Raw genomic sequence first — 11,975 nt, 5'->3', positions numbered from 1 at the left:
CGAATCTCCCGCCACCGCTTACTGTGGTTGCAGATGCATGTCGCGGGCGATGGCGCGGTACCGGGCCGTATTGTCAGCGTAGAGCTTGTCCAGGGCGGACAAGCCCAGCGGGCGTGGAACGATCATGGCCTGTGCCTCCAGCGCCGCACGCACCGCCGGGTCGCTGGCTACCTCGCTGAGCGCCTTATGCAAGGCCTGCACGACAGGCTCCGGCGTATTCTTGCGCACGAAGAAGCCGGCCCAGGTTTCAAACACGAAACCCTTGAGCGCCTTGCTCTCATTGAGCGTGGGCACCTTGGAGAACATTTCCTGGCGCTCGGCCGAAAGCACCGCGGGCGCCTTGAGCTTGCCCTCCTCGACCATCGCCACCTGGCTCTTGCTGTACGGCGTCATGAAAATGTCGACCTGGCCGGCCAGCAGATCCTGCGTCGCGGGCGCACCGCCCTTGTAGGGCACATGGGTCATGGGCACCCCCGTCAGTTGCGACATGTGGGCGCCCAGCAAGTGGTAGAGCGATCCCGGGCCGACACTGGCATAGGTCATGGGCTTGCCTTCGGCAGCCGTCTTGCGCGCATAGGCCATCAGTTCATCGCCGTTGGAGGCCGGCAGGTCCTTGCGCGCCAGCATGACCAGCGGGTTGATCGTGATCATCTGCACCAGGCGGAAATCCTCGGCCTTGTACTTGATGGCGGCATTGGTAAGAGGCGACAGGACCAGTTCGTTGGGGGAGCCCTGGAAAATCATGTAGCCATCGGCCGGCGCATTGAGGACTTTCTGCGCCGCGATGCCGCCGCCGGCGCCCCCCAGGTTCTCGACGAGGACCGGCTGGCCCAGGTGCTTGGCCAAGGTGTTGTTCAGGCTGCGCGCGATGACGTCCGATACGCCCCCTGCCGGATACGGCACGACCAGGCTGACAGGTTTGCTCGGGAAACTCTGGGCCAGGGCGGAGCCTCCGGCCAGCAGAGCACCCGCGAATACGGATGCGGATAGGAATGTGGATACGGGTCGAGCCTTGAGCAGCCAATTCATGAGTGTCCCCTAGCGTTGTCAAAAATTTGCCGCTGATGGTAGGACTAGCTCAAAATGCAGTCCAATGCATTGTCAATGCCTGATTGATAACCTGAAACTCATGGATTGCCATCCTCTGCCATGACCCTGATCCAACTGCGGCACTTCGCGACGCTCGCCAAGGCCGGCTCCTTCGTGAAGGCCTCGGACCTGCTGCACATCACCCAGCCGGCACTGAGCCGCAGCATCAAGTCGCTGGAAGAAGAACTCGGCCAATTGCTCTTCGACCGCGTGGGCAGGCGCATCGAACTGACGCCTTTCGGCCGGGAGACGCTGCAGCGGGCCGAGTTGCTGATCGAAGACGCGGAACTGCTGCGGCATGGAGGAAGAGTGCTCGACAGCAAGGCCCGCGGCCGCTTGCGGCTGGGTTTGAGTTCCGGCCCGGGAATGATGTTGACGACGCCCTTGATGGCCCATTTCGCGCAGCACTTTCCCGAGGTACACATCGATTTCGTGCGCGCCAACACCGAAACCTTGACGCAGATGCTGCGCGACCGGCAGATCGACGCCATGGTGGTCGATATACGCTCCCTGCGGCCGGCCGCCGATCTGCGCGTCGACCATCTGTCAGAGATGAAAGGGTGCTTCATGGTGCGTCAAGGACATCCCCTGGCGAATCGCACCAGAATACGCTTCGATCAATTGCAGAAGTTTCCCATAGCCTCTACCCCCTTGAGCGACGAACTGGCTCGCATTCTGGTGGAACGCTACGGAGAAAAAGCGCACCCGCAGGTGCTGGTGAAATACACGAGCGACGAAATCGCGCATCTGATCAGCGTCACCGAACGCACAGATACCGTACTCCTGGCCATCCGCGCGGCAGCGCCAGCGCTTCATGAAGTCCCGGTATATCCGCCGCTTGATGCCAATGCACGCTTTGGCCACATCACGCTGGCGCACAAATCTGAGGGGCTTTATATACCCGTCCTGCGTAGCCTGATGAGTTCAGTGCTGCACTGATCAGTCCGGCTGGATAGCAACGCACTCAATCTCAAGAAGAAAGTCGGGTCGGGGAAGGCGCGCCTCCACCGTGGTTCTGGCAGGCCAGGACAAGGGGTCCGTGCCAAAAAACTCCCGATAGATGTCGTTCATGGCCTGAAAGTCAGCTCTCCGGTCCAGAAAGACATTGACCTTGACAATGTCGTCGAAGCCGCAACGTGCCTCTTCAAGGATGTAGCCTATGTTGGTGAGGCATGCACGCATTTGGGCGGCAAAGTCACCCGATCTCACTTCAGGCTTTCCGCCTTCGAATCCCGGAATACCCGAAACGAACACCCAACCTCCGGCCAGCACACCATGGCAATGAGGAGACGCTGATCTGGGAACGCGGTCGCTGTAGAGTACTTGCTTTCTCATGAATGCCCTATCTCTTTTCTCGTCACGCGAGATGATTGACCAATGGCGTGTTCGCGGGCATTGACGCGGCCCGGCAACCTGAGCCTCTTCAGTTCATCGTGACGCCCGCATACTTGGCCAGACTCCCCCACTTCTTGCTTTCGCTTTGAATAAACCGGGCGAACTCCTGTGCCGTCCCGCCGACAGGGGTGACGCCCTGCTCCTTGAAGAACGCCACGGCATCGGGCAACTGAAGCACACGATTGAGTGCCTCGTTCGCCCTGGCGATGGCAGTTGCCGGCATCTTGGAAGGTGCCATCACGCCATACCAGGTAGAGCTGAGCACCTCGGGCAGGCCCATCTCCGCTGTCGTGGGGACTTGCGGAAGCGCCTCGGATCGGCGGGTCGCGGCGATGGCCAGGGCGCGCAGCTTGTTTCCTGCGATGAACGGCATTACGCCAGGAACGTCCGCCACAAGGAAATCTGCGTTCCCAGCCATCACGTCAACGATAGCTGGTGCCGCACCCCGGTAGGGGATGTGCGTCATGAAGACACCGGCCTCCCGTTTGAGAAGTTCAGCGCCTAGTTGTGTCGTGGTGCCGTTGCCGGCGGAGGCAAAATTGAGTTTCCCGGGCGCAGCCTTGGCTGCCGCGATCAACTCTCGCAACGTGGTGATGCGGCTGCTGCTGGCGACCACAATCACCTGCGGCGTCACTACAGCCTGCCCCACCGCCGCCAAGTCAGTCTCGGGGTTATAGGTCATATTGGTCGAAACCGCCGGCACGACTGTAAGCGCACCTGTCGATGAAAACAGGAGGCTGTGCCCGTCTGTCGACTTGGTCACGTCAGCGGCCCCCAGTGTTCCGCCCGCGCCTGCCTTGTTATCAATAACGACAGGTTGCCCCAGTTCACGCGCCAGACGTACCGCGAGAAACCGCGCCAGGATGTCTGCGGGCCCCCCAGCGGCAAATGGCACGACTAGACGCACAGGCCGGCTCGGCCAGGATGCCGTCTGCGAAAGCGCCGCCGTGGGGAGTCCAAGCACGCCGCCGGCAGTAACCCCTCCTGCCAGCGCGATTACGGAACGTCGGGTAAGCAGTTGTATGGATTGCACCATTGTCTCCTGTCGTTTTGAAAGAACATCAGAAATGAAGAAGCGACACGCAGCCAAAACCTCCGCACGTGTCAGGAAAGATGGGAGGCCTCCGCACGGGCCGCCGCGAGCTCATTCAAGATGCCGTCAAACCGTTCCGCGGCTTGCTCACGAGCCATCTCGAAGCAGCTGCTGCCGTGCGCATCAATACCCACGGTCAGCGGACCCAGACCCTCTACGCGAAGGCGTACCAGCCGGTAGTGAATGAGCATGTCCGGCCACCCCACCTGCATGACCTCCTTGACCGCACTCGACAAGAGCGCACACCCGCCGCCAAGAAACGACAAATAGACCCCCCTACTTCACGCAGTGCCTGCACGCAGGTGCTGTCAAGTCCGCCCTTGCCGCCTACGGCATGGAGTTGCAACCCTCGAATCAGGGTAGGCATATAGGGATTGAAGCGGGTGCTGGTCGTAGGGTTCATGTAGTCGACCTTGAACTTGCCCTCCACTTCCCTGCTGTAGCTGCCGAGATGGAACAGGCTTTCGCCGGACAGATCCATGGGCAGCGGCTCAGCCCCTCCCAAAGCGGCTACCAAGCGCTGATGCGTGGGCAAACCGGCCGTGATCACGATCTCACCGTCAATGATGACCTGGTCACCTGCGCGCAACCGCAAGGCATCCTCGCGCGACAGGGGAAACTGCATGCGATGAGTGGTGATGCTCATTCGACGATCTCCACGCGTCCGTCGTTGTATATGCGCGCCCGTGTGCGCCGGTTGATCCAGCAATTGAAGGCCACGGCCACAGGCACAAAGCCGTGGCCTGCCGCATACTCCACATGCACTGCCATGGCGGTCGTGCTGCCGCCTGTGCCCATGGGGCCAAAGCCCGTCTTGTTGACCGCGGCGTTGAGCCTTTGCTCCATGGCCGCCACCATAGGTTCCGGGTGCGGCTGAGAAATGGGACGAAGCGTGGCCTCCTTGGCCAGCTTCGCCGCATAGTCGAAGCTCCCGCCTATGCCCACGCCGATGACCACCGGAGGGCAGTGTTGGGACCCCGCCTTCATCACAGTCTCCATCACAAACCGCTCAATGGTGGCCAAATCGGGAAAGCTGAAGATCTCGAGCGCAGCCCAGCGCCCCGAACCCAATGCCTTGGGGCTGCAAGTGATGTCCAGGCAGTCGCTGCCGTCGACCATATCGAATGTCGTGATCGGCATGCCCTTGCCTGCGTAGCCGCGCTCCAAGGTCAAGGGATGGGTGACGTGAGGAAGCAGAGGCGGTTGTATACGGTTCACCAGTTCCGCAAAACCATCCTGTATGGCCTGGCGCACATCTCCGCTGAACCTTGCTTGAGTGCCGACCCGCGCGAAATACACCGGAACACCGGCATCGGAGCAGACGAAATGGCCTGTCCGCTCTGCTGTTTCCGCACTCTTCAGCATGAGGCGCAACGTGTGACGCGCTGTTTCACTGGAATCGCTCAATGCCGCTGCTTCAAGAGCTTGATGCGTATCCTTGGGCACGCCGCGGAGCGACCGGTCGTAGAGATCGGCGGTCACCGTCTTGATGAGTTCAGGTGAAATGGACATGGTTTCTATAGAGCTTGCCGCGCGAGCACGTGCGCGCGCATCTTGGTGAGTGCATAGAGTGCTTCGCCGCGTGGAACGGGCACGCCCAAACGCCTTGCGATCTCCACGACCGCACCGATCAACGCCTCGACCTCCAGGGGCTTTCCCGCCTCCGCGTCTTGCAACATGGAAGTCTTGACGTTCCCTAATTTGCGAGTCACGGCGATGCGTTCGGCCGGTGTCACGCCCAGCGGAATATCCAGCGCGCGGCCTACTGCCAGCGTTTCCTCCATCAAGGCGCAAAACAGCTCAAAGATGGCCGGGTTATCTATGAGCTGATCCGTGGAACACCCCGCCAGCACGCTGACAGGGTTGAAGCAGGCATTGCCGAGCAGCTTCATCCAGACTTCGGCGCGGATATCGGAGGATGCGAACGCATCAAGCCCCGCCTGCCTGAGGAGATTCACCCAGCCGCTCAGCCTTTCAGTCGAGGAAGCACCTGCAATTTCCCCAAAGACCAGGCGCGATCCGGAAGCGTGCCGCACCACACCAGGCTCTGGCGTTGAGCAGGCGGGATAAACCACAGCGCCCAGGACCTGATGGCCGGGGATCATCGCGGAGATGCGCCCCGCCGGATCGAGTGCCGCAAGAGGTTGCGCCAGCGCGGGTTCCGCACGGCCATGCGTGAACCACCATGGAACACCGTTGAGCGCCGGTACGACAACCGTGTGCGGACCAAGCAGCGGTGGCACCAGATGCACGACATCCGCCAGGGCATAAGCTTTCACCGCAATGACCACGACATCCTGCGGGCCGAGGCTGGCGATTCCCTCTGCTTCCACCGCATTGACGTGCACGGTGCTAATGTCCTCGCCGCTTTCCAAAGTCCAGCCTGATTGCCGCAACACGGCCAGCGTGGCGCCTCTGGCGAGCACACTGACCTCTGCGCCAGCCTTGGCAATAGGGATACCGAGGTAGCCCCCTATGGCGCCAGCGCCCAGAACGCAGACACGGATTCCTTTTCCATTCATGTGTTTTTTTGGCAAGACAAAGCGAATACGAAATTAGAGTTGCAGACGCCGCGTTTGAAAAACGCGAAATCGAGATAGACTTATCAGTTAATCTAATAAACCAATTCCATGCACGTCTCGTTGCGCCAGCTTCGTGTGGTCCTGGCAGTCGCTGAACACGGCAGCTTCAGCGAGGCTGCTCAAGCCATCGGGCTTTCCCAGTCTGCCGTGAGCCAGGGCGTCAAAGCCCTGGAAGAATCACTGGGAACTCAACTGGTTGAGCGGTCCACTCGGCGCGTTCGCCTGACCCAGGCGGGCGAGGCTCTGATGGTTCCGTTGAAAGATGCGCTGGACCGGCTTGAATCCGTACTGGTGGAGGCGCGCTCCGCTGGCGCGATTCAACAGAAAGTGGTCCAGGTGGCCTGTACCCCTCATCTGTCCGGGCGGCTTTTGTCTCAATGCTTGGCAGACGCCGCCAGGCAATACCCTGATCTGCAAATTCAACTTCGGGAACAACCTCAGCCTTCCGCCGTGGAAAGCGTCCGGCGAGGAATAGTGGAGTTCGCTCTTGCAGTAGGAGATGAGCGGCTCACGGACTTGATTCAAACCCGAGTGCTGCGCGACCAGTTCATGTTGATCTGCCGGCACGACCATCCATTTGCACGCCGGAAGATGGTGCAACTCACTCAGCTACGGTTCGAGCGCCTGATTCTCCTGGCTACGGCACTGGGCGGACGATCCGGATTGAACAGCCTTCTGCGTGGCCATGGCGTGGCCGTGGAACCCGCGCAAGAAGTCACACTGGCCGCTACAGCCATGGAAATGGTGGCAGAAGGCCTTGGCGTCGCCATATTGCCCGCCAGCCGGTTGCCATTGCCCAAACAGCTGCGCTTGAAGGCCGTCGAACTGGACCCCTCTCCCATGAGAGATATCGTGCTCACGCAGCGCAAAGGCAGCAGCCTCTCGGAAGCGGCTCAAAAGCTCCATGAGTTGATCATCCGGCGAGCCTCGGGATCTGGGGCGGATAACCCGGAACGGGAACGCCCGCTCACCGTGCTGATTCCGTTTCCTGAAGGAGGTCCCGTTGATCGATACGGACGTACCTTCGGAGAAGTCCTCTCCCGCCACCTTCGCCAGGTGGTCGTGATCAAGAACACCGTCGGACTGGGCGGTGCGCAAGGGGTCCACGAACTGACCCGATCCGAAGCAGACGGGTACACCATTGGTATTGCAGGCAGCGGAACCACGGTTTTTACCGAGGGCGGTGAAATGCAAGGCTTCGTCGACATCTTCAAGGACCTTACCTTCCTGGGTGGCCTTGTCCGCGTACCCTCGGTGCTGGTGGCTGGGAAACACTTACCGGCGGCCAACCTCCGCGAGTTGCTGGCTCACGCAAGGCTCCACCCCCGAGGCCTTCGAATCGCGGCAGCGGGGCACGGAAGCAGCCGAACCCTTGCGGAGCGGTTCCAGGAACTGGCCCGGATATCGTTGCAGATCGAACTCTATGACGGACTCGCGCCGGCGGTAAAAGACCTCATGCGCGGAAAAGTAGACTTGGTTTTTGGTGAACCGGTCGGGGTTCTGCCAGTCATTCAAAACCAGAAGGGCTGTGCCATTGTGGTAGCAGGTTCCGAGCGATGCCCCCTGTTACCCACAGTCCCCTGCGCCAATGAACTGGGCTTGCAAGGCTTGGCAACCGATCACGGCTACGGTCTCATGGCCCCTGCATCCTTGCCCGCACACGTGCTCACGCATCTGTCCGGCGCCATCACCGATACCCTTCGGTCCGCAGAGATCGCAGATCGATTCGAACAACTGGGTGTCAAACCCGACCTGCAAAGCGGCCCCTTCTACGCCGAGTTCATTCGGTCCGAGCAAAAAAATGGCGAACCTTCAACCCTTCTCGAAGGAGTTGAAGGCTTCGCCTTCTTTCTGTTGGTTTGAAGCTAAAGCTTACCCGCAGCTGCCCATGTAACCGCACTGCGTGCAGTAGTCACAGCCGTCCTTGCGGATCATGGCATGGGCACCGCACTCGGGGCATTTCTTGCCAGCCATGGCCGAAGGAGACACCAGAGTGGAGGGTTCGACCTTGGGTTCGGTAGCAGGCAGCTCTTCCACATCAAACAGCGATCCTTGCGCTGCCTGCGCGCGCTGGGCAATCAGGTTCTCAATGGCGTAGCCGATGGCGGCCACTTCGCTGTCGTGCCAGCGCGGCACGTGCGTGCCGTCGGGCTTCTCATAGGTGCCCAGGCGTACCGGACCACGGTCCCATGTGACCTTGCGCATGTCGGAAAGCGCGCGGTCCAGGAAACCGCCGCGCGCAGCCAGACTGAGCATGCGCATGGTGGCCGTGATCCACTGCTGCGATTCACCGCTCTGGCCGACCGGCATGAAGAACTCGATCGCTCGCTCCACGCTGTGGCCATCGGGTGTGGTCACGGGCAGGAAAGACACGATCAGGTACAAGCGTTGCTGGCCTTCGCTTGTCCAGTATTCGATCTTCTCAGTGATCGCGGGCAGGCCGCCCGAGGGACGCTTTTCGATCACCGTGCGCATGGGATCGACCGGCGGCTGAGCCATGGCAGGTGCCGCAACCGCAGGCGATGCCTCTGCGGGCTTGCCCGCGTCCTTGTTCACCGGCGTGGCTTCCAGCACGGCGCCGAGAATGCTGTTTGGACGATAGGTTGCCAGCCCTTTCAGGCCAGCCCGCCATGCTTGGCGGTACAGGTCCTTGAAATCATCGTAGGGGTAGTCTTCCGGAATGTTGACGGTCTTGCTGATGCTGGTGTCCACGAAGGGTTGCACCGCTTCCATCATGGCCACGTGATCGGCCGCGCTCATTTCCAGGGCGCTCACGAAATACTCAGGCAACGTGTCGCCCCGGTTGAGCGAGCGGTACAGGCGGTACGCATGGTCTTCCACCGTGTACTCGCTGCGGCTGCCGTCGGCTTCGCGCTTGTTGCGCTTGTAGGTCCAGCTGAAGGGCGGCTCGATGCCGTTGCTCGCGTTGTCGGCAAACGCCAGGCTCACGGTGCCCGTGGGCGCGATCGAGAGCAGGTGGCTATTGCGGATGCCGTGCTGGCGGATACTGGCTTGAATGTCTTCAGGCAGGCGGCTGGCGAAAGTGCCTTCGGCCAGATAGCCATCGGCATTGAACTTGGGGAACGCGCCTTTTTCCTGAGCCAACCCGACCGAAGCTCGGTAAGCCGCATCGCGCATGTGGCGCGCGATGCGCGTGGCCATTTCGCGGCCATCAGGCCTGTCGTAGCGCAACTCCAGCATGGCCAGCGTATTGCCCAGGCCGGTGAAACCGACGCCGATGCGCCGCTTGGCCGCGCTTTCAGCACGCTGCTGTTCGAGCGGCCAGAAAGTGACGTCAAGCACATTGTCGAGCGCGCGCGTCTGCGTGGCCACGACTTTCTCGAACTCATCGAAATCGAAAGCCGGCTGGCCGCCTTCGCCGAACGGGTGGCGCACGAAGTTGGTGAGGATGATCGGCCCGAGATCGCAGCAGCCGTAGGGCGGCAGCGGCTGCTCGCCGCAGGGGTTGGTCGCCTCGATGCGCTCGCAGTAGTTCAGGTTGTTGTCGCGCCGGATCTGATCCAGAAAGAGGATGCCCGGCTCGGCGAAGTCGTAGGTCGACTTCATGATCGTGTCCCACAGCTCGCGCGCGGGCAGCCTGCTGTACACCCACTGGCCGTCGGCACGCTGGCTCGCGCCTTCCTCGATCAGTTTCGGGCCGGGCAGCGCGCTGTGCACCAGTTCCCACTCGGCGCCTTCCGCCACGGCTTTCATGAACGCATCGGTCACGCCGACGGACACGTTGAAATTGTTCCAGCGGCCCGGCGTGCGCTTGGCAGTAATGAATTCGAGTACATCGGGGTGGTCGACACGCAGCACGCCCATCTGCGCGCCACGCCGCGCACCCGCGCTCTCCACCGTGGAGCACGACTGATCGAACACGTTCATGTAGCTGCACGGCCCGCTGGCCATGCTGGCGGTGCCCTTGACATAGGCACCCTTGGGGCGGATGCGGCTGAAGTCATAGCCCACGCCGCCGCCGCGGCGCATGGTTTCGGCGGCTTCGCGCAGCGCTTCGTAGATACCCGGATAACCTTCGTCATCCACGCCCTGGATGGCATCGCCCACGGGCTGTACGAAGCAGTTGATCAACGTGGCCTGGATATCGGTGCCCGCCGCGCTCATGATGCGGCCGGCGCCAATCGCACCCGCGTGCAGATTGGCCAGGAATTTCTGCTCCCATTCGGTGCGGAGCTTGGGTTTTTCTACCGAGGCCAGCGCGCGGGCCACACGGCCGTAGAGCTGCTCGAGGCTGGTTTCGCCTGATTTGAAGTATTTCTCGGCCAGCACATCACGGCTGATGGGTTGAACGGCCAGACGGGCCTGCGCGTTTGGCAGGGTGTCTCTTTTCATGTGGTGAACTCCGGGAATATTGCTGCCGGCGTCATCGCGCCGAGCAGCCAAACCATCAATTCTTGCACTGTTGCAATTCGCGATCCGAAAGGCAGGCTCCCAGCCCCTCTGAAAAACAAGCCTTTGTCGGTATGACCAGCATATGCGTGGCCCAATTGCTGATCAATGCAAAACTGGCCCATGGCGGCCACGCCATCGCGCAAACCACAGTGTGCCAGGCAATCGAAGGCCATGTTGCATTGTTTCTTGACGTGAGCCGCAGCCTTCAGTTTCGACTCGATACGAATGTATTTTTCCAGCCACGGTGTACGAACGCCGCGCGCCGGTAACCCAGCTACGCTGACGAACTCTACTACATCTTCAGGCTTCGCTTCAGCCAATATACGCTTGAATTCAGGTGCGGCATCACACTCCTCTGTGACAGCGAAAGCCGTACCCAATTGGACGCCCGCAGCGCCCAGGGCCTGCAGGCGCTGAATGTCTTCCCGGCAGCTGATTCCCCCTGCGGCGATCAATGGAATTTCGCGCTCGATACCCGCACTTCTGAAGAATTCCCGTGCGGCGGGAATGGCATTCTCGAAGTCAAAACGCGGATCCCGCAGATCCGCCATCCTCGCGGCCCCGAGGTGCCCGCCTGCCAACCGCGGATGCTCAATGACGATGGCATCCGGCAAGCGGCCTTTTTTCTCCCACTTGCGCACGAGCAACTGAACACCCCGCGCGTCGGAGAGGATCGGGATCAACGCCGCGGCGGGATGATCCTTGGCAAGATCTGGCAGATCCAGCGGCAAACCAGCGCCGACCACCACCGCATCGGCCCCCTCCTCCAGAGCGCAGCGGACATAGGCCTCATATTGGCTGAGTGCCTTCATCACATTGACAGCGATCGCGCCGCTGCCCCCCGAGATCGACCGCGCGCGCCGTATTTCACGCCTGAGCGCCTCCACGTTGGCGGCATTGATGCGTTCCGCAGCATCAGGTTCTTTCGCGAGATGACCGGTCTGCGCCATGAGATCGGAATGCAAGCGTCTCAGATCGACGGAAGAAATGGTGCCAAGGCTCCCCAAGCGCGCCACCGCCCCTGCGAGTCCGCCCGCCGATACGCCCACGCCCATGCCGCCCTGAACCACCGGCAAGAGCGAACGGCCCTTCAATATCAAAGGCGCAAGTGCCGAGGTTCGGCACAGCGACCACAACCGTTCGAGGTGTCCTGAGACAGAGGAGTTGACGCGCGAAGCTGCAGCACAGGGAATCGGTGAGGTCATGGAAAAAGCAGAACCCGAACAAAGAACGGTGCGCAGGCTACCCCTTCGCTTTCAAAACAGCCTTGCCTCAAGTCAAGCGCCCGCATGAAAGCCCCGAAATCCGCTAATGCAATCGTCTGAAGGCCGAACGGAGCCCTGCAACGCTTGCTAAGGAAAACCCTTAGAGTCTTGACAATTTATCTTCTTAGAAAGATAGTT

11 protein-coding genes are annotated in these 11,975 nt (G+C 61.0%); 2 read left to right on the top strand and 9 right to left on the bottom strand.

Going from position 1 to position 11,975, the window contains the following annotated elements:
• Positions 1-18: 18 nt before the first annotated feature.
• On the bottom strand, positions 19-1,029 hold the full coding sequence (locus tag WJU18_RS09755; protein ID WP_423459881.1) for a Bug family tripartite tricarboxylate transporter substrate binding protein: 1,011 nt from the start codon (positions 1,027-1,029) through the stop codon (positions 19-21).
• A gap of 120 nt (positions 1,030-1,149) precedes the next feature.
• Between WJU18_RS09755 and WJU18_RS09750 the strand changes: the two genes are divergently transcribed.
• Positions 1,150-2,028 carry a LysR substrate-binding domain-containing protein gene (locus WJU18_RS09750; protein WP_423459880.1) on the top strand — a complete coding sequence of 293 codons (879 nt, stop codon included), beginning with the start codon at positions 1,150-1,152 and terminating at the stop codon, positions 2,026-2,028.
• Here WJU18_RS09750 and WJU18_RS09745 read toward each other — a convergent pair whose 3' ends face one another.
• The 6 genes from WJU18_RS09745 to WJU18_RS09720 all read right to left on the bottom strand — a co-directional run bounded on the left by WJU18_RS09745 (position 2,029) and on the right by WJU18_RS09720 (position 6,099).
• The gene (locus WJU18_RS09745) at positions 2,029-2,424 is read right to left on the bottom strand and encodes a RidA family protein (protein ID WP_423459879.1); all 396 of its coding nucleotides are present in this window, start codon (positions 2,422-2,424) and stop codon (positions 2,029-2,031) included.
• 88 nt (positions 2,425-2,512) lie between these two features.
• Positions 2,513-3,520, bottom strand: coding sequence for a Bug family tripartite tricarboxylate transporter substrate binding protein (locus WJU18_RS09740; RefSeq protein ID WP_423459878.1), 1,008 nt, complete (start codon positions 3,518-3,520; stop codon positions 2,513-2,515).
• Positions 3,521-3,588: 68 nt separating this feature from the next.
• Positions 3,589-3,768 (bottom strand): hypothetical protein, encoded by a 180-nt coding sequence (locus WJU18_RS09735; RefSeq protein ID WP_423459877.1) that lies wholly within the window; start codon positions 3,766-3,768, stop codon positions 3,589-3,591.
• The gene (locus WJU18_RS09730) at positions 3,732-4,223 is read right to left on the bottom strand and encodes a fumarate hydratase C-terminal domain-containing protein (protein ID WP_423459876.1); all 492 of its coding nucleotides are present in this window, start codon (positions 4,221-4,223) and stop codon (positions 3,732-3,734) included. The genes WJU18_RS09735 and WJU18_RS09730 overlap by 37 nt, the downstream gene beginning before the upstream one ends.
• A complete protein-coding gene (locus WJU18_RS09725; protein WP_423459875.1) occupies positions 4,220-5,089 on the bottom strand; it encodes a fumarate hydratase in 870 nt (289 codons plus the stop codon). The genes WJU18_RS09730 and WJU18_RS09725 overlap by 4 nt, the downstream gene beginning before the upstream one ends.
• Positions 5,090-5,094: 5 nt before the next feature.
• Positions 5,095-6,099: a ketopantoate reductase family protein gene (locus WJU18_RS09720; RefSeq protein ID WP_423459874.1), complete on the bottom strand. Its 1,005-nt coding sequence runs from the start codon at positions 6,097-6,099 to the stop codon at positions 5,095-5,097.
• Between the two features lie 108 nt (positions 6,100-6,207).
• Between WJU18_RS09720 and WJU18_RS09715 the strand changes: the two genes are divergently transcribed.
• Complete coding sequence (locus WJU18_RS09715) at positions 6,208-8,022, top strand: tripartite tricarboxylate transporter substrate-binding protein (RefSeq protein ID WP_423459873.1); 1,815 nt, start codon at positions 6,208-6,210, stop codon at positions 8,020-8,022.
• A 9-nt stretch (positions 8,023-8,031) separates the two neighbouring features.
• On the opposite strand, the gene WJU18_RS09710 is transcribed toward WJU18_RS09715, so the two are convergent.
• Both WJU18_RS09710 and WJU18_RS09705 read right to left on the bottom strand, forming a co-directional pair.
• On the bottom strand, positions 8,032-10,512 hold the full coding sequence (locus tag WJU18_RS09710; protein WP_423459872.1) for an adenosylcobalamin-dependent ribonucleoside-diphosphate reductase: 2,481 nt from the start codon (positions 10,510-10,512) through the stop codon (positions 8,032-8,034).
• Complete coding sequence (locus WJU18_RS09705; protein WP_423459871.1) at positions 10,509-11,777, bottom strand: NAD(P)H-dependent flavin oxidoreductase; 1,269 nt, start codon at positions 11,775-11,777, stop codon at positions 10,509-10,511. The genes WJU18_RS09710 and WJU18_RS09705 overlap by 4 nt, the downstream gene beginning before the upstream one ends.
• Positions 11,778-11,975 lie beyond the last annotated feature (198 nt).

Source organism: Ottowia sp. VDI28, assembly GCF_049532675.1.
Lineage (GTDB): Bacteria > Pseudomonadota > Gammaproteobacteria > Burkholderiales > Burkholderiaceae_C > Ottowia.
This window is presented reverse-complemented; position numbering and strand designations above follow the sequence as displayed.

Excerpts from the sequence above, each read along its gene's own strand:
- WJU18_RS09755 (WP_423459881.1), bottom strand. The coding sequence starts at position 1,029 with ATGAATTGGCTGCTCAAGGCTCGACCCGTATCCACATTCCTATCCGCA.
- WJU18_RS09750 (WP_423459880.1), top strand. The coding sequence starts at position 1,150 with ATGACCCTGATCCAACTGCGGCACTTCGCGACGCTCGCCAAGGCCGGC.
- WJU18_RS09745 (WP_423459879.1), bottom strand. The coding sequence starts at position 2,424 with ATGAGAAAGCAAGTACTCTACAGCGACCGCGTTCCCAGATCAGCGTCT.
- WJU18_RS09740 (WP_423459878.1), bottom strand. The coding sequence starts at position 3,520 with ATGGTGCAATCCATACAACTGCTTACCCGACGTTCCGTAATCGCGCTG.
- WJU18_RS09735 (WP_423459877.1), bottom strand. The coding sequence starts at position 3,768 with ATGCTCATTCACTACCGGCTGGTACGCCTTCGCGTAGAGGGTCTGGGT.
- WJU18_RS09730 (WP_423459876.1), bottom strand. The coding sequence starts at position 4,223 with ATGAGCATCACCACTCATCGCATGCAGTTTCCCCTGTCGCGCGAGGAT.
- WJU18_RS09725 (WP_423459875.1), bottom strand. The coding sequence starts at position 5,089 with ATGTCCATTTCACCTGAACTCATCAAGACGGTGACCGCCGATCTCTAC.
- WJU18_RS09720 (WP_423459874.1), bottom strand. The coding sequence starts at position 6,099 with ATGAATGGAAAAGGAATCCGTGTCTGCGTTCTGGGCGCTGGCGCCATA.
- WJU18_RS09715 (WP_423459873.1), top strand. The coding sequence starts at position 6,208 with ATGCACGTCTCGTTGCGCCAGCTTCGTGTGGTCCTGGCAGTCGCTGAA.
- WJU18_RS09710 (WP_423459872.1), bottom strand. The coding sequence starts at position 10,512 with ATGAAAAGAGACACCCTGCCAAACGCGCAGGCCCGTCTGGCCGTTCAA.
- WJU18_RS09705 (WP_423459871.1), bottom strand. The coding sequence starts at position 11,777 with ATGACCTCACCGATTCCCTGTGCTGCAGCTTCGCGCGTCAACTCCTCT.